At 64.4% G+C, this 25,884-nt stretch carries 24 protein-coding genes and 1 tRNA gene; 19 read left to right on the top strand and 6 right to left on the bottom strand.

Annotated features, from left to right (window positions below):
* The first annotated feature begins 150 nt into the window (after nt 1-150).
* From FJV83_RS14400 to FJV83_RS14370, 7 genes are all read left to right on the top strand, one after another.
* Nucleotides 151-831 carry a cytochrome c family protein gene (locus tag FJV83_RS14400; protein ID WP_095771788.1) on the top strand — a complete coding sequence of 227 codons (681 nt, stop codon included), beginning with the start codon at nt 151-153 and terminating at the stop codon, nt 829-831.
* Nucleotides 832-1,002: 171 nt separating this feature from the next.
* Complete coding sequence (locus FJV83_RS14395) at nt 1,003-2,880, top strand: extracellular solute-binding protein (RefSeq protein ID WP_142886548.1); 1,878 nt, start codon at nt 1,003-1,005, stop codon at nt 2,878-2,880.
* Complete coding sequence (locus tag FJV83_RS14390) at nt 2,880-4,748, top strand: extracellular solute-binding protein (RefSeq protein ID WP_142886547.1); 1,869 nt, start codon at nt 2,880-2,882, stop codon at nt 4,746-4,748. The genes FJV83_RS14395 and FJV83_RS14390 overlap by 1 nt, the downstream gene beginning before the upstream one ends.
* A 30-nt stretch (nt 4,749-4,778) precedes the next feature.
* A complete protein-coding gene (locus tag FJV83_RS14385) occupies nt 4,779-5,873 on the top strand; it encodes a microcin C ABC transporter permease YejB (protein ID WP_095787255.1) in 1,095 nt (364 codons plus the stop codon).
* The gene (locus FJV83_RS14380) at nt 5,873-7,018 is read left to right on the top strand and encodes an ABC transporter permease (protein WP_095787254.1); all 1,146 of its coding nucleotides are present in this window, start codon (nt 5,873-5,875) and stop codon (nt 7,016-7,018) included. Before FJV83_RS14385 ends, FJV83_RS14380 begins: the two co-directional genes overlap by 1 nt.
* A complete protein-coding gene (locus tag FJV83_RS14375) occupies nt 7,015-8,646 on the top strand; it encodes an ABC transporter ATP-binding protein (protein ID WP_142886546.1) in 1,632 nt (543 codons plus the stop codon). The genes FJV83_RS14380 and FJV83_RS14375 overlap by 4 nt, the downstream gene beginning before the upstream one ends.
* 30 nt (nt 8,647-8,676) lie before the next feature.
* Nucleotides 8,677-9,618, top strand: a complete 942-nt coding sequence (locus FJV83_RS14370; RefSeq protein WP_095771782.1) for a glyoxylate/hydroxypyruvate reductase A — start codon at nt 8,677-8,679, stop codon at nt 9,616-9,618.
* Between the two features lie 9 nt (nt 9,619-9,627).
* On the opposite strand, the gene FJV83_RS14365 is transcribed toward FJV83_RS14370, so the two are convergent.
* The 3 genes from FJV83_RS14365 to FJV83_RS14355 form a co-directional block, all read right to left on the bottom strand.
* Complete coding sequence (locus FJV83_RS14365; RefSeq protein ID WP_142886545.1) at nt 9,628-10,155, bottom strand: AAA family ATPase; 528 nt, start codon at nt 10,153-10,155, stop codon at nt 9,628-9,630.
* Between the two features lie 66 nt (nt 10,156-10,221).
* On the bottom strand, nt 10,222-10,572 hold the full coding sequence (locus tag FJV83_RS14360) for a hypothetical protein (RefSeq protein ID WP_246691863.1): 351 nt from the start codon (nt 10,570-10,572) through the stop codon (nt 10,222-10,224).
* A 120-nt stretch (nt 10,573-10,692) separates the two neighbouring features.
* Nucleotides 10,693-11,610, bottom strand: coding sequence for a class I SAM-dependent methyltransferase (locus FJV83_RS14355; RefSeq protein ID WP_095771964.1), 918 nt, complete (start codon nt 11,608-11,610; stop codon nt 10,693-10,695).
* Between the two features lie 123 nt (nt 11,611-11,733).
* Here FJV83_RS14355 and FJV83_RS14350 point away from each other — a divergent pair, with 123 nt between their 5' ends.
* Nucleotides 11,734-12,741: a ligase-associated DNA damage response exonuclease gene (locus tag FJV83_RS14350; RefSeq protein WP_142886544.1), complete on the top strand. Its 1,008-nt coding sequence runs from the start codon at nt 11,734-11,736 to the stop codon at nt 12,739-12,741.
* Nucleotides 12,742-12,982: 241 nt separating this feature from the next.
* Nucleotides 12,983-14,584, top strand: a complete 1,602-nt coding sequence (locus tag FJV83_RS14340) for a cisplatin damage response ATP-dependent DNA ligase (RefSeq protein ID WP_142886543.1) — start codon at nt 12,983-12,985, stop codon at nt 14,582-14,584.
* Nucleotides 14,585-14,587: 3 nt separating this feature from the next.
* Here the strand turns inward: FJV83_RS14340 and FJV83_RS14335 are convergent, their stop codons facing one another.
* The gene (locus tag FJV83_RS14335) at nt 14,588-15,733 is read right to left on the bottom strand and encodes a hypothetical protein (RefSeq protein ID WP_142886542.1); all 1,146 of its coding nucleotides are present in this window, start codon (nt 15,731-15,733) and stop codon (nt 14,588-14,590) included.
* A 287-nt stretch (nt 15,734-16,020) separates the two neighbouring features.
* On the opposite strand from FJV83_RS14335, the gene FJV83_RS14330 reads away from it, so the two are divergent.
* A tRNA-Thr gene (locus FJV83_RS14330) sits at nt 16,021-16,096 on the top strand.
* 142 nt (nt 16,097-16,238) lie between these two features.
* Nucleotides 16,239-16,427, top strand: a complete 189-nt coding sequence (locus tag FJV83_RS14325; RefSeq protein ID WP_019863018.1) for a YodC family protein — start codon at nt 16,239-16,241, stop codon at nt 16,425-16,427.
* Nucleotides 16,428-16,454: 27 nt separating this feature from the next.
* On the opposite strand, the gene FJV83_RS36975 is transcribed toward FJV83_RS14325, so the two are convergent.
* Nucleotides 16,455-16,826, bottom strand: a complete 372-nt coding sequence (locus FJV83_RS36975) for a hypothetical protein (RefSeq protein ID WP_246691862.1) — start codon at nt 16,824-16,826, stop codon at nt 16,455-16,457.
* Here FJV83_RS36975 and FJV83_RS36970 point away from each other — a divergent pair.
* The 7 genes from FJV83_RS36970 (at nt 16,825) to FJV83_RS14290 (ending at nt 21,963) form a co-directional block, all read left to right on the top strand.
* Nucleotides 16,825-17,079, top strand: a complete 255-nt coding sequence (locus tag FJV83_RS36970; RefSeq protein ID WP_246691861.1) for a hypothetical protein — start codon at nt 16,825-16,827, stop codon at nt 17,077-17,079. The two genes, FJV83_RS36975 and FJV83_RS36970, sit on opposite strands and share 2 nt — an antisense overlap.
* A 45-nt stretch (nt 17,080-17,124) precedes the next feature.
* Entirely contained in the window at nt 17,125-17,661 is a 537-nt protein-coding gene (locus FJV83_RS14315) for an RNA polymerase sigma factor (protein WP_095791935.1), read from the top strand.
* 119 nt (nt 17,662-17,780) lie between these two features.
* Entirely contained in the window at nt 17,781-18,227 is a 447-nt protein-coding gene (locus FJV83_RS14310; RefSeq protein WP_245437733.1) for a hypothetical protein, read from the top strand.
* Nucleotides 18,224-18,679, top strand: coding sequence for a periplasmic heavy metal sensor (locus FJV83_RS14305; protein ID WP_095771770.1), 456 nt, complete (start codon nt 18,224-18,226; stop codon nt 18,677-18,679). The genes FJV83_RS14310 and FJV83_RS14305 overlap by 4 nt, the downstream gene beginning before the upstream one ends.
* A gap of 109 nt (nt 18,680-18,788) precedes the next feature.
* A complete protein-coding gene (locus FJV83_RS14300) occupies nt 18,789-19,067 on the top strand; it encodes a hypothetical protein (RefSeq protein WP_095787337.1) in 279 nt (92 codons plus the stop codon).
* Nucleotides 19,068-19,182: 115 nt separating this feature from the next.
* Nucleotides 19,183-20,664 carry a DUF1800 family protein gene (locus tag FJV83_RS14295; protein ID WP_142886541.1) on the top strand — a complete coding sequence of 494 codons (1,482 nt, stop codon included), beginning with the start codon at nt 19,183-19,185 and terminating at the stop codon, nt 20,662-20,664.
* A gap of 39 nt (nt 20,665-20,703) precedes the next feature.
* The gene (locus FJV83_RS14290) at nt 20,704-21,963 is read left to right on the top strand and encodes a DUF1501 domain-containing protein (RefSeq protein ID WP_142886540.1); all 1,260 of its coding nucleotides are present in this window, start codon (nt 20,704-20,706) and stop codon (nt 21,961-21,963) included.
* 302 nt (nt 21,964-22,265) lie between these two features.
* Here the strand turns inward: FJV83_RS14290 and FJV83_RS14285 are convergent, their stop codons facing one another.
* Nucleotides 22,266-25,673: an acyl-[ACP]--phospholipid O-acyltransferase gene (locus FJV83_RS14285; protein WP_095787241.1), complete on the bottom strand. Its 3,408-nt coding sequence runs from the start codon at nt 25,671-25,673 to the stop codon at nt 22,266-22,268.
* On the opposite strand from FJV83_RS14285, the gene FJV83_RS14280 reads away from it, so the two are divergent.
* The gene (locus tag FJV83_RS14280) at nt 25,662-25,880 is read left to right on the top strand and encodes a hypothetical protein (protein ID WP_142886539.1); all 219 of its coding nucleotides are present in this window, start codon (nt 25,662-25,664) and stop codon (nt 25,878-25,880) included. The two genes, FJV83_RS14285 and FJV83_RS14280, sit on opposite strands and share 12 nt — an antisense overlap.
* The last annotated feature ends 4 nt before the right edge of the window (nt 25,881-25,884 follow it).

The following is a 25,884-nucleotide window of genomic DNA, read 5'->3' as shown; positions in this document are numbered from 1 at the left end:
AAGGTCTCACTGGCAGCGCCCTTATAGGTGTTGCAACGCCGGAGCAAAAGACCTAGTTTCCGCCCGATTTGACCGGCTCTGGAGGGCGGGTCTCGATACCGACGGACGGAGTGGACGGTTCGGTCCGCCGGAAAAGGGAGCAAGGGGCGTATGGATTCCAACGAAGTCAACAAGCTGCTTGCCGGATTGCTCGGAACCGTTTTCGTCGTTTTCTCGGTCGGCCTGGTATCTGACGCGCTGTTTGCCTCGCCGGCTCCTGAAAAGCCCGGTTTTGCCATCGAGGCAGCCGAGCCGGCCGAAGGTGGCCCGGCCGCCCCGGCCGCCGAAGCCAAGCCGATCGCCGACCTGCTGGCGACCGCCAATGTCGAGGCGGGTGCTGCGGTCTTCAAGAAATGCCAGGCCTGCCATTCCGGTGAAAAGGGTGGCCCCAACAAGGTCGGCCCCGATCTGTGGGATCTCGTCGATCGTCCTGTCGCCGAACATGAAGGCTTCGCCTACTCGGCCGGCATGAAGGAATTTTCCAAGGGCGGCACCGAGAAGTGGACCTACGACAACATCAACCACTTCATCACCTCGCCGAAGAAATTCGTGAAGGGCACGGCCATGGGCTTCGCCGGCCTGCCAAAGGACGAGGACCGCGCCAACGTCATCGCCTATCTGCGCACGCTGTCGGACAATCCGAAGCCGCTGCCGGCACCAGGCGCCGCCGCCGACGCCAGCGCGCCCGCCAAGCCGGCCGATGGCGCCGCTCCGGCCAAGCCGGCTGACGGCGCGGCGCCGGCCAAGCCTGCCGCGCCCGCGGCTCCGGCACCAGCCGCGCCGGCCAAATAACCGAATTGTCATCAAAGCGTTCATAGAAAAGCCGGGTTCTGCCCGGCTTTTTTGTTAGGAAAAACGCATATGCGGCGACAAAGCCGCGCATGGCGGTTTTCAGGAGCGCCAAATCATCTAGATTGCCTTTTCTGGATGGTCCGGAGAAACGCATCGCGAAGAGGACAGTGCATGACGGTTGGCCGAACGCTTCTCAGGTCGCTGCTGGCGGCGGCCCTGCTGGTAGCGGGACTGCAGACGACCCGGGCCGACGAGTGGCGAACCACCTCATCGCTGATCGGCGATTCCAAGTACGGCGACAATTTCCAGCACTACGACTACGTCAACCCGAACGCGCCCAAGGGCGGGACGCTGAATTCGGTGCTGCTCGGTACCTATGACAGCTTCAACCCTTACATCGTCCAGGGATCGCCGGCGGCGGGCCTCGTCGGCTTCGGCGGCGGCCTGCTCTACGACACGCTGATGGAGCAGGCGACCGACGAGGGCAGCACCAGCCACCCGCTGATCGCCGACGCTTACAAATATCCGGCTGACTACTCCTCGGCGACCTACCGGCTCGACCCGCGCGCGAAATGGCATGACGGCCAGCCGATCACCGTCGACGACGTGATCTGGTCGTTCCAGGTGTTGAAGGCAAACAGTCCGCAATACAGCCGCTATTTCGAGAACGTCACCGACGCAGTGGCGATCTCCGACCGCGAGGTCGAGTTCCATTTCAACCAGAAGGGCAACCGGGAACTGCCGAAGATCATCGGCGACCTCGCCGTGCTGCCGAAGCACTGGTGGGAAGGCACCGACGCCAATGGCAAGAAGCGCGACGTCACCAAGCCGACGCTGGAAATTCCGCTGGGATCGGCGGCCTATAAGATCGCCAGCTTCAAGCCGGGCTCGGAAATCGTCTGGCAGCGCGTGCCGGACTATTGGGCGGCCAAGCTGCCGGTGAAGATCGGTCGCGAGAATTTCGACACGCGCCGATATACCTACATCCTCGACGACAATGCCGCCTGGCTGGCCTTCACCAAGGGCGGATTGGAAGACATCAACCGCGAGTACAGCTCCCGCAAATGGGCGACCGCCTATAATTTCCCGGCCATCCAGGCCGGTGACGTCGTCAAGAAGGACTTCCAGACCCAATCGCCGCAGCCGATGCAGGGCTTTGTCCTCAACCAGCGAAGGCCGCTGTTCCAGGACCGGCTTGTTCGCGAGGCACTGACCATCCCATTCGATTTCGAGAGCATGAATCGCACGCTGTTCTTCGGCTTCAACACCCGCACGTCAAGCTATTTCCAGGGTACCGAATTGGCGTCGAGCGGGCTGCCGCAAGGCAAGGAATTGGAGATCCTCGATAAATATCGCGACAAGCTACCACCCGAGCTCTTCACGCAAGAGTTCAAGCTGCCGGTCTACGATTCGCCACAAGCGGAGCGAAAGTACCTGAAACAGGCGGTCGATCTATTCGCCAAGGCAGGCTGGGTGATCAAGGGCGGCAAGATGGTCAACGCCAAGTCAGGCGCGCCGTTCAAGTTCGAGATCCTCGGCTGGAATGACACCGACCAGGTGATCGCCAGTCCCTACATCGCCAATCTGCGCAAGATCGGCGTCGACGCTTCGCTGCGCATCATCGACCAGACGCAGTACATCAACCGCGTCAACAATTTCGATTTCGATGTCGTCACGGGCCTGTTCGGCCAATCGGACTCGGCCGGCAACGAGCAGCGCGATTTCTGGAGCTCGAAAGCCGCTGACATGCCGGGCTCGCGCAATCTGATGGGCATCAAGGATCCGACCGTCGATGCGCTGGTCGACCGTGTCATCTTCGCCACCGACCGCGAGGATCTTGTCGCCGCCACCCATGCGCTCGACCGGGTGCTGCTCTGGAACTTCTACGTCGTGCCGCAATATTATCGGTCGGCGGTCTGGCTGGCCTATTGGGACAAGTTCAAATTCCCCGACAAGCAGCCTGCCTATGTCGGTGTCGACATCGATTCCTGGTGGATTGACCTCGACAAGGAGAAGGCACTGGCGGCCAAATACAAGGGCGGCAATTGATGGCGAGGCTGCCGCGCCGCGATTTCCTGGCACTGAGCGGGGCCGCCGCTGCCGCGGCCCTGCTGCCGGGAAGAGCCTTCGCCGACATTGCGACCGGCGTGAAATTGCACGGCCTGTCGGCCTTCGGGGACCTCAAATACAGACCGGATTTTACGCATTTCGACTATGTCAATCCGGACGCGCCCAAGGGCGGCCAGATGAATTTCACGCCGCCCAACGCAACCCTCAATCAGAGCTTCCTGACTTTCAACACACTGAACTTCCTGGTGTTGAAGGGGGAGGCGCCGCCGCGCGCCGAACTCTGTTTCGATTCCCTGATGGCAAGCGCGCTCGATGAGCCGGACACGGTCTATGGCCTGCTCGCCGAGTCCGTCACCTTGTCGTCGGACCGTAATGGCTTTCGCTTTGTGCTTCGGCCGCAGGCGCGCTTCCACGACGGCTCGCCGCTGACCGCCGAAGACGTTGTCTTCGCGTTGAAGCTCTACAAGGACAAGGGTCACCCAAACCTTTCCAAGGCATTGCGATACATGACCGACGCGGTCGCGGTCGATCCCGTCACCCTTGAGCTGACCTTCAATGGCGAACAGTCGGCGCAAAACATCCTGGCGGTCGTGGCCATGTCGATCGTGTCCAAGGCCTATTATACGGCCAATGAGTTCGATGCCTCGACCATGACACCGCCGCTTGGCTCGGGACCCTACAAGATCGGACGCGTGGTCGCCGGACAGGCCGTCGAATATGAACGCGTCGCCGACTATTGGGGCCGCGATCTCGCGGTGAACCGCGGCCAGTACAATTTCGACCGCATCCGCATCGACTTCTATCTCGACCGGCAGGCCGCATTCGAGGCCTTCAAGAAAGGCGATACGCATTTTCGCGAGGAATTCACCTCGCGTGTATGGGCCACCGGATATGATTTTCCGGCGTTGAACGACGGCAAGGTCGTCAAAAGGGAATTTCCCGGCGAAAAGACTCCGGACATGCAGGGCGTCGCGCTGAACCAGCGCCGTCCGCAATTCCGCGATGAACGGGTGCGACGGGCGATCGCCAACTGCTTCGATTTCGAATGGATGAAGCGCGCGCTGTTTTACGGCTCCTACGAGCGCGCGCAATCGAATTTCGAACGTTCGGACTACAAGGCCGAGGGCCTGCCCTCGCCAGGCGAATTGGCCCTACTGGAGCCATTGCGGGCCGAGTTGCCGCCGGAGGTCTTTGGCGAGGCGGTAACGCAGCCGCTCTCGGACGGTTCAGGTCATGACCGCAAGCTGCTGAGCGCGGCTTCGAAACTGCTTGCCGAAGCCGGCTGGAAACGCACGGGCAGTTTCGTCGTCAACGACAAGGGCGAGAGGCTGCGGGTGGAAATGCTGGCGGAGGACGATGGCATCGTTCGCATTTTCACTCCGTGGTCCGAGAACATGAAGGCGATCGGGATCGATGCTTCGATCCGGCAGGTCGATTCGGCGCAATATGAACAGCGGCAGAGTGATTTCGATTTCGACCTCAACGTCCTGCATTGGTCGATCGGAGCAACGCCCACGGTCGACAGCCTGGAAATGCTCTACGATTCCCGCATGGCGAACACACCGGGGCAGCGAAATTATCCGGGGACCGAAAGCAAGGCCATCGACGCGCTGATCGTGGCCGCCGGCAAGGCGCGCAGCCGAACAGAACTCGTCACCGCGCTCAGAGCGCTCGACCGGGTCTTGCGCGCGCGGCTAGACTGGATTCCAACATACTATCTGGCGAATCACCGCGTCGCCTATTGGGACATGTTCGGCTTTGTCGAGCAAAAGCCCGATTTCGGCTTTCCGGTCGAGACGCTGTGGTGGTTTGATAAGGGCAAGGCGGCAAAAATTGGCAAAGGTTAAAGTATCGGTCCGCAGAGGGCAGGAAGCCTGATGGGCGCCTATATACTGCGCCGCATCCTTTTGATGATCCCGACCCTGTTCGGCATCATGGCGATTTCCTTCGCCGTCATCCAGTTCGCGCCCGGCGGCCCGGTCGAGCAGGTGATCGCCAAGCTGACCAATCAGGGCGGCAGCGACCGCCTCGGAGGCGGCGGCGGCGATGCGGGCGGTTCCAATTTCGACGTCGCTGGCGACGTCAGCTCGAAATATCGCGGCGCGCAGGGGCTCGATCCGGAATTCATCAAGAAGCTGGAGAAGCAGTACGGCTTCGACAAGCCGCCGCTCGAGCGCTTCGGCATGATGCTGTGGAACTATATCCGGTTCGATTTCGGCAACAGCTACTTCCGCGACATCTCGGTGCTCGACCTGATCCTCGAGAAGATGCCGGTGTCGATTTCGATCGGGCTCTGGATCACGCTCTTGTCCTATCTGATTTCCATCCCGCTCGGTATCCGCAAGGCGGTGAAGGACGGCACGCCTTTCGACGTCTGGACCAGCGGCGTCGTCATCGTCGGCTATGCCATTCCGGGCTTCCTGTTCGGCATCATGCTGATGGTGCTGTTCGCCGGCGGATCCTTCTGGGACTGGTTCCCGTTGCGCGGCATCGTCTCGGACAATTGGGACCAGTTGTCCTGGCCAGGCAAGATCGCCGACTATTTCTGGCACATGACCCTGCCGCTGACGGCGCTGGTGCTGTCGGCCTTCGCCACGACGACGCTGCTCACCAAGAACTCGTTCCTGGAGGAAATCCGCAAGCAGTATGTGGTGACGGCGCGGGCCAAGGGCCTGTCGGAGCGACAGGTGCTCTACGGCCATGTCTTCCGCAATGCCATGCTGATCGTCATTGCCGGCTTCCCGGGCGCCTTCATCTCGGCCTTCTTCACCGGTTCGCTGCTGATCGAGAACATCTTCTCGCTCGATGGCCTCGGCCTGCTCGGCTTCCGCTCGGTGGTCGAGCGCGACTATCCGGTGGTGTTCGCCAATCTCTATATTTTCTCGCTTCTCGGCCTGTTCGTCGGATTGCTGTCCGACCTCATCTACACCTGGGTCGATCCGCGCATCGATTTCGAGCGGAGAGACGTCTGATGTCGGAGGCAAGCGTCACTGCCGGCGTGGTGCCGGAGCGGATGCCACGGCCGTTCCTGTCGCCGCTCAACAAGCGCCGCCTGCAGAATTTCAAGGCCAACCGGCGCGGCTACTGGTCGTTGTGGATTTTCCTCGTCCTGTTCGCGCTGTCGCTGTTTGCCGAATTCATCGCCAACGACAAGCCGATCATCGCGTCCTACAAGGGTGAAATCCTGTTTCCGGTGCTGGTCGCCTACCCCGAGGAAAAATTCGGCGGCTTCTATGCCGTCACCGATTATCGCGATCCGGTGATCCAGGACGAGATCAACGCCAATGGCTGGATGATCTGGCCGCCGATCCGCTATTCCTACCAGACCGTCAACAATGCCATTCCGGAAGCGGCACCCGCCAAGCCGTCCTGGCAGTATGACGCCGCGAAGCGCTGCAACCAGTATCCGCAAGGGGCCGCCGACCCCGCCTGCATCGTCGGCAACTGGAACTGGCTCGGCACCGACGACCAGGCGCGTGACGTCTTGGCGCGCGTCATCTACGGCTTCCGTATATCGGTGCTGTTCGGGCTGATCCTGACCGCCGGCTCGGCCCTGATCGGCGTCGGCGCCGGCGCCTTGCAGGGCTATTTCGGCGGCTGGACGGACCTGCTGTTCCAGCGCTTCATCGAAATCTGGTCGGCGATCCCGGTGCTTTACCTCTTGCTCATCGTCGCCGCCATCCTGCCACCGGGCTTTTTCATCCTGCTCGGGCTGATGCTGTTGTTCTCCTGGGTGGCGCTGGTCGGCGTCGTGCGGGCCGAGTTCCTGCGCGCCCGCAACTTCGAGTACGTCAACGCCGCGCGCGCGCTCGGCGTGCCCAACCGCACCATCATGTTCCGGCATCTGTTGCCCAATGCCATGGTGGCGACATTGACCTTCCTGCCCTTCCTGCTCTCTGGCTCGATCTCGACGCTGACCTCGCTCGACTATCTCGGCTTCGGCCTGCCGCCGGGGTCCGCCTCGCTCGGTGAGTTGCTGAAGCAGGCGCAGCGCAACCTCAATGCGCCGTGGCTCGGCATTTCCGGCTTCGTCGTCATCTCGCTGATGCTGTCGCTGCTGGTCTTTGTCGGCGAGGCGACGCGCGACGCCTTCGATCCGCGCAAGACGTTCAAATGAGCGAAGCGCCTCTGCTCAGCGTCCAGGACCTCAGCGTCGCCTTCGGCCAGGGCGGCGGCCAGTCTGTCGCTGTCGACCACATCTCCTTCGACATCGCCAAGGGCGAGACGATCGCGCTGGTCGGCGAGTCCGGCTCCGGCAAGTCGGTCTCGGCGCTGTCGGTGTTGAAACTCCTGCCCTACCCCAGTGCCAGCCACCCCTCGGGAAAGATCCAGTTCGAGGGCGCCGACCTGCTGGCGATGAGCGAGAAGCAATTGCGACAGGTGCGCGGCAACAAGATCACCATGATCTTCCAGGAGCCGATGACCTCGCTCAATCCGCTGCACACGATCGAGCAGCAGATCGTCGAGATCCTGAAGCTGCATCAGGGCATGGCCGACCGCGCGGCCAAGGCGCGCACGCTGGCGCTCCTCAACGAGGTCGGCATCCGCGATCCGCAGAAGCGGCTCGACGCCTATCCGCACCAGCTGTCCGGCGGCCAGCGCCAGCGCGTCATGATCGCCATGGCTCTGGCCAACGAACCGGAACTGCTGATCGCCGACGAGCCGACGACGGCGCTCGACGTCACCGTGCAGGCGCAGATCCTCGAACTGCTGGCGGGCCTCAAAAGCCGCAAAGGCATGTCGATGCTGTTCATCACCCACGATCTCGGCATCGTGCGCAAGATCGCCGACCGGGTTTGCGTCATGACCAAGGGCAAGATCGTCGAGACCGGACCGACCAAGGACATCTTCGCCAATCCGCAGCACCCCTATACGCGCCACCTGCTGGCAGCCGAGCCGAAGGGCAAGCCGCCGGCCGCCAACGCCGACGCCAAGCCGGTGATGACCGGAAAGGACATCAAGGTCTGGTTCCCGATCAAGCAGGGCTTCTTCCGCCGCACGGTCGACCATGTGAAGGCGGTCGACGGCATCGATGTCACCGTGCGCGCCGGCCAGACGCTGGGCGTGGTCGGCGAATCCGGTTCCGGCAAGACGACGCTCGGCCTGGCCCTGGCGCGCATGATCTCGTCGACGGGAACCATCCGGTTCAACGGCCGCGACATCAACCAGCTCACCTTCAACGCCATGCGGCCGCTCAGGCGCGAATTGCAGATCGTGTTCCAGGACCCGTTCGGTTCGCTCAGCCCGCGCATGTCGATCGCCGAGATCATCGAGGAAGGGCTGAAGATCCACGAGCCGAAACTGTCGCCCGATGAACGCGACGACAAGGTTGCGGACGTGCTGAAGGAGGTCGGCCTCGATCCGGCGACCCGCAACCGCTATCCGCACGAGTTTTCCGGCGGCCAGCGCCAGCGTGTCGCGATCGCGCGCGCCATGGTGCTCAACCCGCGCTTCGTCATGCTGGACGAGCCGACATCGGCGCTCGACATGAGCGTGCAGGCGCAGGTCGTCGACCTCCTGCGCAATCTGCAGGCCAAGCATGACCTCGCCTATCTCTTCATCAGCCATGACCTCAAGGTCATCCGGGCGCTTGCCAACGATGTCATCGTCATGCGCAACGGCCAGATCGTCGAAGCCGGCCCCTCCCAGCAGATTTTTGAAAATCCGCAAACCGACTATACTCGGGCGCTGATCTCGGCCGCCTTCAAGATAGAGACGGCGCCGGTCGGCATCGTCAGCCAGTAATTTGCGTAAAGAGGGACTAGACGAATCGCGATGGAAAAAGGCCGCATCCTGCTTGCCGTCACCGGCTTTCATCCGCAGCGCTGGCGCGAGTTGCTGTCGGCCGAGCGCGAGGTAGTGCTGGAGCCGGATGGCGCCAAGGATCCGTCGATCACCTATGCGGTGGTGTGGAAGCAGAAGCCCAATTTGTTGTCTTCGCTGCCCAATCTGCGCGCCATCTTCTCCATCGGCGCCGGCGTCGACCATATTTTCGCCGATCCAGGCCTGCCCGACGTGCCGATCGTCAAGGTCGTCGCCGACAATCTTACGCAATACATGACCGAATATGTCGTCTGGCGGGTGCTCGATCATCATCGCCAGGGCCTGCTCTACCGGCAGCAGCAGCAAAAGAAGATCTGGCACGAGCCGCCGCAGCGGCCAGCCGGCGACATCTCCGTCGGCATTATGGGGCTCGGCAATCTCGGCCGTGCTGCGGCCTCGGTGCTGCTGTCGCTCGGCTTCGCGGTCAATGGCTGGTCGCGCACCGAGCGGCCGATGCAAGGGGTGGCGACCTATTCCGGCGAGGCCGGGTTGATCCCCTTCCTCAAGGCAACAGATATCCTTGTCGTGCTTTTGCCGCTGACGCCGGACACGCAAGGCATCATCAATTACGGCGTGCTGAAGGAATTGCGCAAGCGCAACGGCCTCGGCGGCTCGGTGCTGATCAACGCCGGACGCGGCCGCCTGCAGAAGGATGCCGACATCGTGCGGGCGCTGGACGACGGCACGCTGAAGGAGGCGAGCCTCGATGTGTTCGAGGTCGAACCGCTGCCGAAGACCAGCCCGCTGTGGAACCATCCGAAGGTGTTCGTGACTCCGCACGCCGCGGCGACCTCCGATCCCATGCATCTGGTGCCGACCATGCTGCGCCAGATGGACGCCTTCGAGCGCGGCGAGAAGCTCGAGAATCTGGTGGATCGCAAGGCGGGATATTAGCCAGGCGTCCTATATAGCCAGGTCCCATTGCCTGAAGCACTGCTTGATTGCTCCCATCGAGGACAGCTGGAGCTTCGGCAGGTCGAGTTCCTCGAACATCGCCTGGTATCTTCCGCGGTTTTTCGGCGTGGTCACGGCAATATGGTGGATCATGTCCCATTTGACGCTGTCGCGTCCGCCCTCCAGGGCTCCGCGTCTGTTCTTCTCAAACCAGCTTCGCCTGAAATAACGCAGCAGGCTTGCCGGCGTGGAGATATCCAGCAGGATCACTCCCGTCGCCCGCCGAAAACGTTGCGGCATGCAGATCGAGTAATTTCCGTCCATCACCCAGCGCTCGCCGGCGATCGCGGCGTCATGCATGGCGATGAATTCGCTCTTTGGACGCGCCTCCCAGTCTGTGTTGGGCAGATGATGAAGCAGATCGAGGTGAACGGGCTCAAGGCCACGCTTGCGGGCAATCGCGACGGCCAGGGTCGACTTGCCGCTGTTGGACGGCCCCAGAATGCAGATGCGGTCGCCTAGGTCCGAGAGTTTCATTGATCGCCCCCATGCGGACGCGAGCATGCTGCCGGCGATCGCTCTCGTCGGCTGCTGCTTCTATCTTCAGGCAGGCAGGGCGAACTTCTTCTTCTGATTGTCCGGCTTGCCGCAGTCGCGGCGCTCGATCGACCGGTTCATGGCATCGATCTCGCCTGACGCCTTGTCACTGTCGCGCTTGGCCTTGGAGCGCATGTCGGGCGTGAACGGACCGAAACCCATGGCGGGATTGGAGAAGGTCGGCTTCGCGGTCACCGGAAGGTTGTATTGCTGCGCCAGGCCATTGCGCTGCGCCAGCAACTGGTCGCACGGCACGGTATCGTATTGCAGGGAGGATTCTACGTTGGCGTCCTGCCGCTCGGACATCGAGTTGCCGACGCAGCCGGCCGTTGCCAGGCAGGATGCCAAGATCATCATGTTCCAGCGCATCCGATATGCTCCTCCTGATATCCCGCACTGATGCGACCAGATCGCAAATATCAGTCGCGCACGCAAATCGGACTTTTTCGCAGCAGCGGGATGGTGTTCATGCACGCTTCAAACGGCGTGAGGCTTCCACGCCACAACGCCCAGCCCTTTGACGGGCTCGCGGCGATCCTGCCGGATGGTGGTTGGCTCCAGCGCCAGGATCGCAAGCCCGTTGGCTTCGAGTGTCCGCCTGACATAGGGTTGCGAATGAGCGTAGCGCCGCGAGGGCTGCAGCGCGAAGTCGCCGTCGTCTGCAAGGGTCTCGACGGAAAAGGCAAACAGGCCGCCTTCGGCGAGCAGGCCGGCAACGGTGCCCATCGGACCGTCGAGCGCGCCGATGTAGATCAAGACATCGGCCGATGTCACCAGATCGGGCTTTTCGCCTGAATGAGAGAATCCCTGCAGATCGGCTTTCGTCAGCGTGTCGTAGATGCCTTTCGCCTGCGCCTTCTTCAGCATCCTGGCCGAGATATCGACCCCTTCCAGCCGGTCGACGATCGGCCTCAGCCTCTCGCCCATCAGCCCGGTTCCGCAGCCCAGGTCGAGCGCCAGGCGGAAGCGGCCCGGCCTTGCCTTGCGAATCATCTGCTCGAGGAATTCGGGGAGCCGGTAGTCGAGCTTGCCGACCAGCATCTCCTCGAATGTCTCGGCATAGTGGTCGAACAGCGCCTCGACAAAGGCGCTGGGCGGCGCGGCGGCAACCGGAGCCTTGCCGATCAGCTGCAGTTTGAGGGCGGCGCCCTGGCGATCGGCCGCATCAAGTTTCAGCGACATCGCCCAGGCCTGCGCCGCCAGGTCGAGCCTGCCCGATGCCTCGTGCATCTCGCCGAGGCGGAACCAGCCCATTGCCCATTGCGGCGCCAGTTCCAATGCGCCGAGCAGCAGCTCGGCCGCCGCCGTGGGATCGCCGGAGGCAAAGAGCATCTCGGCATAGTCGGCACGGCGATCGGCGTTCAAATCGCCGGACGATGTCTGAAGCGGTTTCATGATGATGTTTCCGCCGGCGGATGGCAGCCGGGCCGCCATCTCTGTAGAGCAAAGCTGGCCTGAGAGTCAGCAGTCTCCGACAGACGGCTTCCCGCAGCGGAATTATATCCTATCTTGGGGACCATGCGCGCCGCCGACCTGCTTCATCCCCGGCCCGAGGGCCTTTACTGCCCGCCGGGCGATTTCTTCATCGACCCAGTGCGGCCGGTGGGCCGCGCGCTGATCACGCACGGCCATTCCGACCATGCACGCTCCGGCCACCGCTCGGTGCTGGCGACGCAGCAGACGCTCGACATTATGGGTCTGCGCTACGGCGAGGACTTTGCCGGAACGACGCAAGCCGCGCGGGTCGGCGAGACGATCGCGCTGAACGGCATCAGCGTCAGCTTCCATCCGGCCGGCCATGTGCTGGGTTCGGCGCAGATATCGGTCGAGCATCAGGGCACGCGCATCGTCGCCTCCGGCGATTACAAACGACAAAGGGATGCGACCTGCGTGCCGTTCGAGCCGATCCGTTGCGACGTGTTCATCACCGAAGCGACCTTCGGCCTGCCGGTGTTTCGCCATCCGCCGGACACGGGGGAGATCGCCCGCCTGTTGAAATCGGCAGCGCAGTTTCCCGAACGCTCGCATCTGGTCGGCGCCTATGCGCTGGGCAAGGCGCAGCGGGTGATGCGGCTGTTGCGCGATGCCGGCTATGACAAGCCGCTCTACATCCATGGCGCGCTGGCCAGGCTCAGCGAATACTATCAGAGCCAGGGCATCGACCTGGGTATCCTCGAGCCGGCAACGGTCGAAGACGGCAAGGACGACTTCACTGGCGCCATCGTCGTCGGCCCGCCATCGGCCTTCGCCGATCGCTGGGCGCGGCGCTTTCCGGATCCGATCTCGTGCTTCGCGTCGGGCTGGATGCGGATCCGCCAGCGCGCCAAGCAAGGTGGCGTCGAACTGCCGCTGATCATCTCGGACCATGCCGATTGGGACGAGCTCACGGCCACCATCAAGGAGACCGGCGCCGAGGAGATCTGGGTGACGCATGGCCGCGAGGAAGCGCTGGTTCGCTGGTGCGAGCTCGAAAGCATCGCCGCCCGGCCGCTGCATCTGGTGGGCTATGAGGACGAGGGCGATTGATGCAGTATTGCTCGTCAATCACCACCTCCGAGCACTGTGGCGCCCCCCTCTGGCCTGCCGGCCATCTCCCCCACGAGGGGGGAGATCGGACGTCGCGTCGGCGTTCGCCAATCTCCATCGTTGCCGAAGATGAGCCGGCGCCGAAGCTGCCAAGCTCCCCCCTTGTGGGGGAGATGTCCGGCAGGACAGAGGGGGGCGCCGTAGAGCGCAAACCTCCATCAATGGCGTGGTTCATACCATCATGAACCGCTTCGCCGAACTCCTCGACCGCCTGGTGCTGACGCCGTCGCGCAACGGCAAGCTGACGCTGCTGGTCGACTATTTCCGAACTGTCGAGGACCCGGATCGCGGGCTGGCGCTGGCGGCCATCACCGGGGACCTTACTATAGCCGCGGTCAAGCCGGCGATGCTGCGCATGCTGGTCACCGAACGCATGGACCCTGTGCTGTTCGGCTACTCTTACGACTATGTCGGCGATCTCGCCGAAACGGTGTCGCTGGTCTGGCCACAGACGCCGGGCAAGATCCCCAACCGCGAGCCGACGCTTGGCGAGGTCGTGGCCAAACTACAGGCGGCAAGCCGCTCGGACGGACCGAAAGTGCTGGCCGGCTTGCTCGACAGCGCCGGCATCTCGGCGCGCTTTGCCATCATCAAGCTGGTCACCGGCGGCCTGCGCATCGGCGTCTCGGCGCGTCTCGCCAAACAGGCGCTGGCGGATTTCGGCAAGGTCGACGTCGCCGAGATCGAGGAGCTATGGCACGGGCTGTCGCCGCCCTATATGGCGCTGTTCGCCTGGCTGGAAGGCAAGGCCGAAAAACCCCGCAACACGGCGATGGCTTTGTTCCGTCCGGTGATGCTGTCCAATCCGGTCGGCGACGGCGATCTCGAAAAACTCGATCCGGCGGACTACGCGGCCGAATGGAAATGGGACGGCATCCGCGTCCAGGCGGTGGCGGAAGGCGGCATCCACCGGCTCTATTCGCGCACCGGCGACGATATCTCGGGCGCCTTTCCCGACCTAGCCGACGCCATGCATTTTTCCGCCACGCTCGATGGCGAATTGCTGGTCGGCGACCCGCGAGAGGCGACGGGAACCTTCTCGGATTTGCAGCAGCGGCTGAACCGCAAGACGGTGACGCCGAAGATGCAGCAGCAATATCCGGCTTTCATGCGCTGTTACGACCTGCTTCAGCTCGGCGACGAAGACCTTCGCGCATTGCCGTTCCGCGAACGGCGTGGCCGCCTCGAAGCCCTCATGAAAGCGCTTGACCCCAGCCGTTTCGATCTGTCGCCCTTCGTCGACTTCGCGGATTGGCAGGCGCTGGAGAACCTGCGCCGCGCGCCGCCGCACCCGATCATCGAGGGCGTGATGCTGAAACGCTGGGATTCGCCCTATATCGCCGGCCGGCCGAAAGGCCCGTGGTTCAAGTGGAAGCGCGATCCGCACACGGTGGACGCGGTGCTGATGTATGCCCAGCGCGGCCATGGCAAGCGCTCGAGTTTCTACTCCGACTACACGTTCGGCGTCTGGTCCGGAGCCGAGGGCGAGGAGGAATTGGTGCCGGTCGGCAAGGCCTATTTCGGCTTCACCGACGAGGAGCTGAAGCAGATCGACAAATATGTCCGGGACAACACGGTCGAGCGTTTCGGCCCAGTGCGTTCGGTGCGGGCGGACCGTGACAACGGCCTGGTGCTGGAAGTCGCCTTCGAGGGGCTCAACCGCTCGACCCGACACAAATCCGGCGTCGCCATGCGCTTTCCCCGCATTTCACGGCTGCGCTGGGACAAGCCGGCCAACGAGGCCGACCGCATCGAGACGCTGCAGGCGCTGCTCGACCGCTAAGCCTTACGGCTCGATCGAGACGCGGATCTCGTAGATGTCGACCGCCTTGCCCTGCTTGTCGAAATCGGAATTGACGGCGATGGTTCCGGCCGAGCCCGGATGCTTGTTGGGGAACTGCACGTCGAACAGATATTCGTTGCGCTGCTGGCCGACCGCGTAGCGCTTGCGGCCGCAATCGCCGAGCTCGCCGAAATTGCAGTCGACGGAAATCTGCGTGTCCTTGCCGTCCTCGGCACGCGCGATGATGTCGAATACGGCGTGCTTGCCGGCGAGCTTCTCCAGCACGCCCTGCCCGACATCGAAAGCGATCGCCGAACCGGAGGGGCCGGACTGGATGCGCAGGAACGGACCGGTATCGTCCTTCATCACCGAGGCCTTGGCGTCCGAAGGGGCTGCGACATGCGTCGGGTCGGCCGGCGAGAACACATTGATCCAGGTGCGCGACTGGTCCGCGGCGCCGGGCTTGGCCGGCGCGTTGGCGCCGTCGGCCGGGGTGAAATCGTCACCCTCGACGGTTGGCGGCGCCTCGGGCGGCGCCGTGTCGAGCTGCGCCGCTGTCTTGAACACGCCGGTCTGCATGGCGAAGAACACGCCGATGCCGATCGCCGCAAGCAGGGTGACGATGAAGAAAATGGCGGTCAACGGCAGGCGGCGCCCGCGAATGCGCCGCTCATCGCGATCGGGCGCCACTTCCGTCGCGGTACCTGAAGCGGCGGGAGCGGACATGTCGATGGCTGGCGCGCCAGGAAGCGTCGCGTCCGGCATGATGTCGGGAACGACCGGCAACACGCGCGATCGCGGCGCATCGGAAGCGGGCTGCGCGGGGCCGTCGACGGTGACGGCGGGCGATGGCGCCTTGTCGCCGATCTCGATGGCGGGCGCCCCGGTGGCCGCGGGTTCGGCCGCCGGGTCGTCGACCTCCAGGCCGACATCCGGCACGGCCGGCAGGAACTCGGATTCGATTTCGGTGATCGTCGCCTGGATCGCCTTGCGGCGCTTGATGGCGACTTCCACGGTCACCCCGGGATTGGCCTGGAGCGCACGGTCAAGCGCGGCAAAGGCCGACCGATAGACCTTCTCGCGGAACGCGCGGTCCTCGGCATTGCCCTTCTCCAAGGCGTTCCGGATCGCTTTTTCGATCGCGTCCAAGCGGGATCCCTCTGCAAATTGCCCAAACTTCCGTGATGGTTAGCCGTAGGCGACCAATCAATCAACGGGCGGGCGGCCGCATTCTGCCTCGACGGGCCGTCCAAAGTCCATCTCGGCGATATTCCGGCAAACAAAATCGGAACATGCCGGCAATTCTCGCGCGCGGGGAGGTGCGAACCTGGTTTCGGTGGCGGCAGGCGCTCTTGCATGATTTGCCAAGTGGCATCTTGAATTCGCGGCCGGTTGAGTCTATCACCCAGCCCATCGTGGAGGCCCTGGCCTCCCGGGCCGCTTTAGCTCAGTTGGTAGAGCACATCATTCGTAATGATGGGGTCAGGTGTTCGAGTCACCTAAGCGGCACCAGTTCCCTTCCTATCCTCCATGTGCCGCAATCGGTACTCGATCACGGCCTGTGCGGTGGATCGCGCAATGGCTCCCCATATGCGCCATTGTCGAGACTCAGCTTTGGTGGGAAACTCGCGGGCCTCAGCATGGGAGGTCGAAAATGCCCAACACTTTCAAGACCGGAGACGTCGTCAAGCTGAAGTCTGGAGGGCCGAAGATGACGGTCAGCGACGGTGCCGCTTCCGGCATGTATCTGTGCCACTGGTTCAACCGCGAGGGCGATGTCTGGATCCCGCAGCATGCGGGTTTCAAACCGGACCAGCTGGTGGCCGCCGACCCGTCGGCATAGCTCCTGCCCGTTCGCCAAGGGCGGTGGCTAAACCGGCGTGCATTCGGATGACGCCGGATGGGGTGTCATGGCTGCTGCTTTTGCTGCCAGAGCTGAGGCGGCATCGCCGAATCGGATGATCGGCACAGGCGACCGACGGATTTCCGTGGTCGTGGCGTTTAACGGTTGAAGCGTGACCGCGGCATGGACCGTGGCCGACGCGCCAACAGGAGACGCCGAAGCATGATAAGCTGTTCGATCCTTGCCGCCGCCTTGAGCCTGCTGACCGTTGCGGCCCTCGCCCAGACGGCGACCCAGCCCCCCTGGCGCCACGCCGCCAGCCGCGGCCCCGGCCGCGCCAAGGGCCAAGTCCGAGATCACGGTGGCCAAGTTCCAGAAGCGGCGGGAGAAGGCGATCATGGCCGCCGACACGGATGGCGACGGCAAGATCAGCCTGCTGGAGTGGGAGGCTTTTCAGGCCAAGCGCAACATCAAGGGCGATGCGGCCAAATCCTTCGCGCGCATCGATTCGAACCATGATGGCTTCATCGATCGTGCCGAGGTCGATGCGTTCTTCGCCCAGCGCTTTGCCAAGCTCGACAAGAATGGCGACGGCGTTCTGACGGCCGACGAGATGCCAGGCCACAAATCCGCTCCCAAGCCGGAGCAATGACCAAGAGGCCATGACACGTGATGGAAATCGGGAGTGCGCCAGCCGATGAGCGCCGATCCGGACGAGGAGTTGGTTCGCCGGGTCGGTGCCGGCGACCCGGCGGCCGTGCAGACGCTCGTCGCGCGCAAATTGCCGCGCATCCTTTCGCTCGCCGTGCGCATGCTGGGCGATGCGGCGGAGGCCGAGGATGTCGCACAGGAGACCTTCGTGCGCATCTGGCGCCACGCCTCGAGCTGGCGGCGCGGCAATGCACGCTTCGACAGCTGGATCCATCGGGTGACGCTCAACCTCTGCTACGACCGGCTGCGCCGGCGCCGGGAACTGGTGACCGACGATTTGCCGGACATGGTCGACCCTGCCCCGCTTCCCGACGCCCGCGAAGAGCCGCAGGGGATCGAGCAGGCCTTGCAGGCGATCGCGCCACGCCAGCGCGAGGCGATCATCCTGGTCTATTATCAGGAGATGTCCAACATCGAGGCGGCCGCGACCCTGGAGATCAGCGTCGATGCGCTGGAGAGCCTGCTTTCGCGCGGCCGGCGGGCCTTGCAGATGATCCTGGCCAGGGATGGCGTCCATGACTGAGAAGACCGCGACCATGAATGGCGGACATTCACCGCGCTTTATGGACGTCCGGCGGGGGCCGGCCGGCCTCGTTTCCAACCCGCGTGGGCACGCGGCACCAAGGGGCAAGGGGAAGACAGATGGCTGAAGACATCGAGGACGGACCGGCAATGGACGCTAGGCGTTTCGCGGCGCTCGCCGAAGCCTATGGCGGCGATCTGCGGCGCTGGCCACAAGCGGAGCGCGACGCCGCCACCGCCTTTGCCTCAAGCGAGACAGGCCAGGCCATCTCGCGACGGGCCGATACGCTTGACGCCGTGCTCGACAGTTATCGCGTCCCGCACCCCGGCAAGGCGCTGCACGATACGATCCTGCGGACCGCCGACCGGTACATCGTCCGGCGGCGGCATCAGCGCTTCTGGTGGCTGGGGCTGGGGCTGGCCGGCATAGGGCTGGCCGGCGCCATTGCCGGACTGGCCCTGGTGACCGTCGTCACGCCCGAAGTTCAGCCCGACCATTATGTGCTCGACGCCAATGCGACGGCGTTCGGCGATGCCGGACCCGACACGATCGAGGAAGACCTATGAGCACCGGCCGCAATCTCCTCATCGCATCGGTGGTGCTGAACGTCTTCCTGGCCGGCGCGCTTGCCGGCGGGGCCGTCTGGATAAAACGCGGCAAGCCGGCCCAGGGCTATTCGCTGGAGGCGGCAGGCGGCCGGCTTCCCGACCAGCAACGCACGCTGTTCCGCAAGGCGCTGCGCGAAGTCCGCCAAGAGTCGCGCGAAATCATTCGCGACGGCCAGCAGGCCAGGCGCGATGCGGCGGATCTGCTGCGGCAGCCCGTCCTCGACACGGCGGCCCTGGCCGCCGCCCTGGAGCGAGCCCGCAATGCCGACGTCACCGTGCGCACGCGGCTGGAGCAGCGCATCATCGAGTTCGCGGCGGCAGGCTCCGCCGAGGATCGCAGCCTGCTGGCGGAAGGGCTCTCAAGGCGCGCCGGGCCGCAGCCGTCGACACCGCCAAAAAAATCGCCGTGACGACCGACGGAAAATGCCGATGGCGCCCGTTTAACGAGATGAAGGGCAGGATCTGCCGGGCCATCTGGCGCCGACAGGTTTCAACCTCGGACAACTTCGGAGCATGGTCATGAACTATCTGACAAAATACGCGGCCACCGCCGCTCTCGCGATGACCGGAACGGTGGCTACGGTCGCGGCATCCTCGGCGATGCCACTGGCGCCGGTTGCCGCCCCGGCGCTGGTCGAGCACGTCGCCTGGGGTTGCGGACCTGGCTGGCATCCCAATCCCTGGGGGCGCTGCGTCCCCAATCGCGTGGTCGTCTACCCCGGTTACCATTATTGGCATCGCCCGGTCTTCTATGGGTGGCATCCGCACCGTCACTGGCACCGCTGGCATCGCTGGTAGGGGCTTCGGGGGCCGACAACTTCGTCGGCCCCACGACCTCAGTTGAACAGGCACGAAACGGCTCGAACGGGCTTCCGGCGCCGTGCGCGGGAAGCCCCAGCAATGGAGAGCTGACTTGGATATCCCGGCCTCCAATTCCCCGCCAGATCCAGTGCTCGTCGCTTTCAACCGCTTCGGGCTCGGGGCAAGGCCCGGCGACCGCGACAGGGTGGCCCACGACCCGCGGGGCTATCTGAAGGCGGAACTGCGGCAGCCCGACATCGCCCTGATCCCGCTCGACGATCCGGCCTATGCGAGCCTGCCGGGCAGCACGCCGGCCATCCAGGCCAGCATGGCGGCAAACTTCCAACGCAAGCTCGACCGCGAGCACATGGCCGCAGCCACGGCGCAGCCCGCAATGGCGAGCACCCAGGCCACGCCGGAACCGGTTGCGCCTGCCCAACCTGTTCCGCCGCCCGCGCCACCGGGCAAACCCGCGCCGCCAATCGAGGCCACGCTGTTTCGCGCCGAAGCCCAGGCGCGCCTCGACAAGGCTTTTGGCGCCGAGGCCGGCTTCGTCGAACGCCTGGTGTATTTCTGGTCGAACCATTTCTGCGTCTCCGTGGCGAAGGACAACATCGTGCGGGCGAGCGCCGGCGCCTTCGAGCGGGAAGCCATCCGCCCCTTCGTGCTCGGCCGCTTCGCCGACATGCTGATGGCGGTGGAGCGGCATCCGGCGATGCTGTTCTATCTCGACAACCAGCAGTCGATCGGCCCGGACTCCCGCGCCGGCAAGAACCGCCGGCGCGGCCTCAACGAGAACCTCGCCCGCGAGATCATGGAACTGCACACGCTGGGCGTCGGCAGCGGCTATACCCAGGCCGACGTCACCAGCTTCGCGCGCATCCTGACCGGCTGGACGATGGCGGGGCGCAAAGGCCGGCTGGGCGAGCCCGGCAGTTCCGTCTTCAACGCCAATGCACATGAGCCGGGCGATGCGGTGCTGCTGGGCAAGACCTATCCGGCCGGCGGCATGGGTCAGGCCGAGGCGGCGCTCAACGACATCGCCCGCCATCCGGCGACGGCGCAGCACATCGCCACGGAACTTGCCCGACATTTCATAGCCGACGATCCGCCGCCCGCGGCTGTCGCGCGCCTCGCCAAGGTTTTCGCCAAGAGCGACGGCAATCTCCGGGCATTGGCGGCGACCCTCATCGACATGCCGGAGGCCTGGTCGGCGCCTCTGGCCAAGATGCGCTCGCCTTTCGACTATATCGCCGCCATCCGCCGGGCGGCCGGTCCGGGTCCGGCGAACGATCCCGGCCAGTCGCTCAATTGGCTCAATGCGCTGGGCGAGCCGCTCTGGCAACCGCCGGGGCCGAACGGTTTTTCCGACCAGGCGGACAGCTGGACCTCGGCCGAAGGCATGAAGATCCGCCTCGACATCGCCTGGCAGGCGGCCCGCCAGGTCAAGGATATCGGCAATCCCAACGACATGCTCGACGCCGTCATCGGTCCCTCCGCCTCGCCGGAAACGCGGCAAGCGGTCGCCCGCGCCGAGTCCAAGCAACAGGGCCTGGCGCTGCTCTTGATGGCGCCCGAATTCCAGAGACGCTAGCGCGAGCGACAGGTCCGGCGCCGACATGGAGACCAAGTCATGAGCCTGCTGTGTGAAACCCCTCACCCTTCCCGCCGCGCCGTGCTGATGACCGGCGGCGCGCTATTTGCCTGGGCCTATCTGCCTCGTTTCGCCCGCGCCGCCGACAATCGCGACCCGCGCCTGATCGTCATCGTGCTGCGCGGCGCGCTCGACGGCCTGTCGGCGGTCGGTCCGATCGGCGATCCCGACTATGCCGGCCTGCATGGCGACATCGCTTTGTCGCTCGCCGGCCCGCACGCGGCATTGCCGCTCGATGGTTTCTTCGCGGTCAATCCGGCGATGCCGGTCTTTGCGCGGCTGTTCAAGGACAAGCAGGCGGCGGTGGTGCATGCGGCTGCGACCGGCTATCGCGAACGCTCGCATTTCGACGGCCAGGACGTGCTGGAAAGCGGTTTCGCCGGGCCGGGCCACGTCGCCACCGGATGGCTCAACCGGGCGCTGGAGAGCCTGCCGGCGGGCGACCGCGTGGCGACGCTTGGCGGGCTGGCCGTCGGACCATCGACGCCGCTGGTGATCCGCGGCGCGGCTCCCGTGCTCGGCTGGGCGCCGCAATCGATGCCGGCGCCAGCCAGCGACCTCGCGGCGCGGGTTCTCGACCTCTACCAGCATCGCGACCTGGTCCTGGCGATGGCGCTGCAAAACGGCCTCGATGCCGACCGCATGGCGCTCGACGACCGGCCCGGCGGCAACGCGATTAAGCCGAAGGATGGGGCGATGAAGCCGAAGGGTGGCCTCGGCAGCGCCGCCGGCATGCGGCAGGCCGCGCAAGGTGCGGCAAGGCTGATCGCGGCCGATGACGGGCCGCGTGTTGCGGCGCTTGTCTTCGACGGCTGGGATACGCATGTCAACGAAGGCGGCGCCACGGGCCGGCTCGCCACCTTGCTCGGCAGCCTCGACGGCGCCTTCGAGGAATTCGAAAAGGGTCTCGGCGAGCGCTGGAAGGACACGGCGATCGTTGCCGTCACCGAATTCGGGCGCACGGCGCGGATCAATGGGACGGTCGGAACCGATCATGGCACCGGCACGGTGGTGCTGCTCGCCGGCGGCGCGATCAAGGGCGGCCGCGTCATCGCGGACTGGCCGGGATTGAAGCCGGCGCAACTCTACCAGCAACGCGACCTCGCCCCGACCAGCGATGTCAGGGCGGTGTTGAAAGGCCTGCTCGCCGACCAGTTCGGCCTGTCCGCAGCCGTGCTCGGCGACAAGGTGTTTCCCGAGTCGGCGGGGGTGAAGCCGATGCGGGATCTCATCGCTTGAAGAAGCACGATGGCGTCACGACCGCCATCCTTGGGGAAGCGCCCACCCCGCTTCGCAGCCACCGCCGTGTCGATCCGCTCCGTGATCACCAGCGATGGTGCCAATGATGTATCGGTCGGATTATCAAGCGGCGGCGGCACTGGGCTTGGCCATGGGCAGCGCCTGCGAGCTGACACTCGACAGCATCAATGCGCCTGCGGCGACGGCAATCGGCAGAATGTATCTGCGAGCATGATCGAGTCCTCCAAGCGACGCCGCGACTTTCAGCGCGGCGTCGTCGAGCGTCGAGCATGTCGCCTCGGTCAGGCGGCCTCGACCTTGGCGGCCGGCGCCTCCTGCCCCCGCACCAGTTTGGTTACGCCGGCGAAGTCGAGCTTGCCGGAGCCGAGCACCGGCACTTTCGGGACGACGCGCACTTCGGCGGGCACCATCAGGTCCATGGCGCCATTGGCCTTGGCGAAGGCCAGGAACTCGGCACGTGTGGCGCCGGGAGCCTCGGTGATGAGAATGAGCTTCTCGCCCTTGCGCGCATCCGGCACGGAAGCGACCGCCGACAACGAGCCTTTCCACAATTCACCCGCCAGCGCCTCGACGGCGGCAAGGGAAATCATCTCGCCGCCGATCTTGGCGAAACGCTTGGCGCGGCCGCGAATGGTGATGAAGCCGCCCTCGTCGACCGAGACGACATCGCCGGTGTCATGCCAGCCGTCGACCAGCGGTTCCAGCACACCCGGCTTCTCGGCGCGCAGATAGCCCGACATGACATTTGGGCCGCGCACGTAGAGACGCCCGCCTTCATCCACGCCGGGTACCGGATCCAGGCGGTATTCCATGCCGGGCATGATTTTGCCGACGCTGCCGGACCTGTTGTACATCGGCGTGTTGATGGCGATCACCGGCGCCGCTTCGGTCACGCCGTAGCCCTCGAGGATACGCACCCCGAACTTCTCCATGTAGGTCATGCGCGTCGCTGCCTTGACCGGTTCCGCGCCGGCAAAACAATAGCGTATCGAGCGGAAGTCGTAGGGGTGCGCTGTGCGGGCATAGCCGCTGAGGAACGTATCGGTGCCGAAGATGATCGTCGCGTTGGAGGCGTAGATCAGTTCCGGAACGATGCGGTAGTGCAGCGGCGATGGGTAGAAATAGACCGGCACGCCCGAGATCAACGGCAGCACCGTGCCGGCCGTCATGCCGAAGGAATGGAAGATCGGCAAAACGTTGAACACCTTGTCGCCCGAGTGGAAGTCGATGCGCGAGGCCGCCTGCGCGGCATTGGCCAGGATGTTGCGATGGGTGAGCACGACGCCCTTCGGCGTGCCTTCCGAGCCTGAGGTGAACAGGATTACCGCCGGGTCGTCAGGCTTGCGCGGCGCGCGCGGTGTCGACTTGCGCAACAGGCCAAGCAGCTTGTCCTTGAGACCGATGGTTGCACGCAGATCGTCGAGCCAGACGATGTCAACCGACCGGCCGATCTCCTCGACCACCGCGCCAAGCTTGGCCTGTTCGACAAACGCGCGGGACGTGAGCACGGTCTTTACCTCAGCGGCCTTGCAGGCGGAAAGGATGTTGGCGGCACCGGCGGTGAAGTTGATCATCGCCGGCACCTTGCCGGACGACATCACGCCGAGCAGCGTGGCGCACGAGCCGTTGGCGTTGGGCAGCATGATGCCGAGCGTCTGCTGATCGGCATAAAGGTTCTGGAATTTCTCGCCGAGCACGGCGGCCGCGGTCAGCAGCTTGCCATAGCTCAGCGAGCCGGTGACCGGATCCTGCACGGCGAGCCGTTTCATGCCGCGTTCATTCGCCGTCAGGATGATCTTTTCCAGCACCGTCCTGTCGATGTCCTGGGTGCGGAAGACGAGATCCGACATGACCTGGTAGAGTGCAGACCCCGCCGCGGCGCGGCGCTTGCGGCCTTTCAGCTCCGGCGGCACTTGCAGCTTGACCGGCTCCAGTATGGTCACCTTGACCTTCGGGAGCAGACGGCGGCGCACATGCTGCGACGTCAGCCGGGAGAACGGGCTTTTCTCCAGCCCGTCGATGCGGATCGGCACGACCATCGAGCCGGTCTTGTCCGCCACCATGGCGGCGCCATCATAGACCTTCATCAGCCCGCCGGTGACGGTGATGCGGCCTTCGGGGAAAATGACCAGCGGATCGCCGCCCTGCACGATCTTGATCAGCGTGCGGGTCGACATCGGCTTGGCCGGATTGAGCGGCAAGGCACGGGCGAGCTTCATGAACGGCTTCATCCACCAGGCCTGGGCTATGGCGTAGTCGATGGCGAAGACCGGCTCCTCGTCGGTCAGCGTCAGCGCCAGCGGACCGTCGAGGAAGCTCACATGGTTGAGCGCCAGGATCGGCGCCGTGCCGGCCGCCTTGAGGTTCTCCATGCCCTCGACCTCCAGGCGCAGGAAGGCGCGGAACAGGATGGAGACGAAATCGCGGAAGGCGTTGGTCGGCAGGAATTTCAGCATCAGCCAGGCGGCGACGGCATTGGCCGCGGCGAGGCCGAACAGGATGCCGCCGGTCGAGACTTTCGTCTGGATCGCGGCGACGAGGATGCCGCCGACGGTCATGAAGCCGGCATTGACGATGCTGACCGCGGCGACGACACGGGCGCGGCGCGCCTCGGGCGACCAGGCCTGCACGGCGGCGAAGGTCGGCACCACGAGGAAGGCGCTGGCGATGGCCATGCCGGCGAGGTCGATCGCCACACGGATGGTGTCTGGCCCGGCAAAGAACAGGGCAAGAGTTTGCGCCTTCGGCGAAGGCTGCATGCTCCAGATGGTCCAGGCCAAATGCAGGCCAAACAGCGCCAGCAGCGCCGTGCCGACCGGTGCGGGCAGAAGCACGATACGCCCCTGCGACATCCATGCGGCAATCGCCGAGCCGATGGCGATCGAGACGGCGAACACAGCGAGATAGACGGTGACGGCGATCTCGTTGCCGCCGAGCGAATCCTTGATCAAGGTCGGCAGGATCGAAAGCACGATGGCGCCGATCAGCCAGAACCATGAGGTCATCAGGCCGGCGCGCCAGATCCGCGTGTCGGTCCGCAGCTCGCTGACCTGGCGCCAGGTCGAGCGAAAGATGTTCCTGTCGATGACGAGGTCAGGTGCCGCGGAACCCGTGGGCGGAATATAGCGGCTGACGAACCAGCAGCCGACGGCCAGGGCCATCATGATCGGTCCAAACACCGTGACGCCGATGCCATCGGCCGACACGACGCCGCCGGCGATGGTGCCGCCGAGGATGGCGGCAAACGTGGCCGACTCGATCCAGGCGTTGGCCTTAGGCAGTTCCTTGCGCTCGAGGTGATCGGGCAGGATGCCGTATTTGATCGGCCCGAACAGCGCCGAGATGATGCCGAACATCAGCAGCGCCGTCATCAGCACGGGAATAGACGACAGCGCGATGCCGACGACGGAGACACCCGCGGCGGCGATCTCGGCGAATTTCAGCCGGCGCGCGATCAGCGCCTTGTCGAAGCGGTCGGCGATCTCGCCGCCAAGCGCCGACAACAACAGGAAGGGCGCCATGAAGACGGCGCCAGCCAAAGTGACCAGCGAGGCCGCCTGGTCGGCTGCCAGCGTGAAGAGGATCAGGAACACGAGCGTGTTCTTGAGGAAATTGTCGTTGAAGGCGGACAGGAACTGCGTCCAGAACAGAGGCGCAAAGCGCCGGGACAACATCAGATGCGTGTTCATGGCGATTTCCACTTGGCGGAACCCTACGGCTATTCGCCGGAGGCCCTGCGGGTTGCAGGCGCTATTTCAAGCTCAGTGATAGTCATGAGCTGGTTAAACTTCCTTACAGTGCCCGATGTCCATATCGCGGCTTTCGGTTCGCCAGAAATGAACATCGTTCATAAGCGCACCTTATCACATCTTGAACATTGTTCAAGCGAAAAATGAACGT

The sequence above is a fragment of the Mesorhizobium sp. WSM4307 genome (genome assembly GCF_007003945.1).
In the GTDB taxonomy this organism is placed as follows: domain Bacteria; phylum Pseudomonadota; class Alphaproteobacteria; order Rhizobiales; family Rhizobiaceae; genus Mesorhizobium.
The sequence above is the reverse complement of the archived record's forward strand: the minus strand, read 5'-3'. Positions and strand labels throughout refer to the sequence as shown.

What these genes read in the sequence shown, in the direction of transcription:
- FJV83_RS14395 (WP_142886548.1), top strand. Translation starts at nt 1,003, where the DNA reads ATGACGGTTGGCCGAACGCTTCTCAGGTCGCTGCTGGCGGCGGCCCTG.
- FJV83_RS14290 (WP_142886540.1), top strand. Translation starts at nt 20,704, where the DNA reads ATGAGCCTGCTGTGTGAAACCCCTCACCCTTCCCGCCGCGCCGTGCTG.
- FJV83_RS14285 (WP_095787241.1), bottom strand. Translation starts at nt 25,673, where the DNA reads ATGAACACGCATCTGATGTTGTCCCGGCGCTTTGCGCCTCTGTTCTGG.
- FJV83_RS36970 (WP_246691861.1), top strand. Translation starts at nt 16,825, where the DNA reads ATGGCCGCCGACACGGATGGCGACGGCAAGATCAGCCTGCTGGAGTGG.
- FJV83_RS36975 (WP_246691862.1), bottom strand. Translation starts at nt 16,826, where the DNA reads ATGATCGCCTTCTCCCGCCGCTTCTGGAACTTGGCCACCGTGATCTCG.
- FJV83_RS14370 (WP_095771782.1), top strand. Translation starts at nt 8,677, where the DNA reads ATGGAAAAAGGCCGCATCCTGCTTGCCGTCACCGGCTTTCATCCGCAG.
- FJV83_RS14300 (WP_095787337.1), top strand. Translation starts at nt 18,789, where the DNA reads ATGAACTATCTGACAAAATACGCGGCCACCGCCGCTCTCGCGATGACC.
- FJV83_RS14385 (WP_095787255.1), top strand. Translation starts at nt 4,779, where the DNA reads ATGGGCGCCTATATACTGCGCCGCATCCTTTTGATGATCCCGACCCTG.
- FJV83_RS14360 (WP_246691863.1), bottom strand. Translation starts at nt 10,572, where the DNA reads ATGATGATCTTGGCATCCTGCCTGGCAACGGCCGGCTGCGTCGGCAAC.
- FJV83_RS14400 (WP_095771788.1), top strand. Translation starts at nt 151, where the DNA reads ATGGATTCCAACGAAGTCAACAAGCTGCTTGCCGGATTGCTCGGAACC.
- FJV83_RS14315 (WP_095791935.1), top strand. Translation starts at nt 17,125, where the DNA reads ATGAGCGCCGATCCGGACGAGGAGTTGGTTCGCCGGGTCGGTGCCGGC.
- FJV83_RS14350 (WP_142886544.1), top strand. Translation starts at nt 11,734, where the DNA reads ATGCGCGCCGCCGACCTGCTTCATCCCCGGCCCGAGGGCCTTTACTGC.
- FJV83_RS14390 (WP_142886547.1), top strand. Translation starts at nt 2,880, where the DNA reads ATGGCGAGGCTGCCGCGCCGCGATTTCCTGGCACTGAGCGGGGCCGCC.
- FJV83_RS14305 (WP_095771770.1), top strand. Translation starts at nt 18,224, where the DNA reads ATGAGCACCGGCCGCAATCTCCTCATCGCATCGGTGGTGCTGAACGTC.
- FJV83_RS14375 (WP_142886546.1), top strand. Translation starts at nt 7,015, where the DNA reads ATGAGCGAAGCGCCTCTGCTCAGCGTCCAGGACCTCAGCGTCGCCTTC.
- FJV83_RS14355 (WP_095771964.1), bottom strand. Translation starts at nt 11,610, where the DNA reads ATGAAACCGCTTCAGACATCGTCCGGCGATTTGAACGCCGATCGCCGT.
- FJV83_RS14310 (WP_245437733.1), top strand. Translation starts at nt 17,781, where the DNA reads ATGGCTGAAGACATCGAGGACGGACCGGCAATGGACGCTAGGCGTTTC.
- FJV83_RS14280 (WP_142886539.1), top strand. Translation starts at nt 25,662, where the DNA reads ATGCGTGTTCATGGCGATTTCCACTTGGCGGAACCCTACGGCTATTCG.
- FJV83_RS14380 (WP_095787254.1), top strand. Translation starts at nt 5,873, where the DNA reads ATGTCGGAGGCAAGCGTCACTGCCGGCGTGGTGCCGGAGCGGATGCCA.
- FJV83_RS14365 (WP_142886545.1), bottom strand. Translation starts at nt 10,155, where the DNA reads ATGAAACTCTCGGACCTAGGCGACCGCATCTGCATTCTGGGGCCGTCC.
- FJV83_RS14340 (WP_142886543.1), top strand. Translation starts at nt 12,983, where the DNA reads ATGAACCGCTTCGCCGAACTCCTCGACCGCCTGGTGCTGACGCCGTCG.
- FJV83_RS14325 (WP_019863018.1), top strand. Translation starts at nt 16,239, where the DNA reads ATGCCCAACACTTTCAAGACCGGAGACGTCGTCAAGCTGAAGTCTGGA.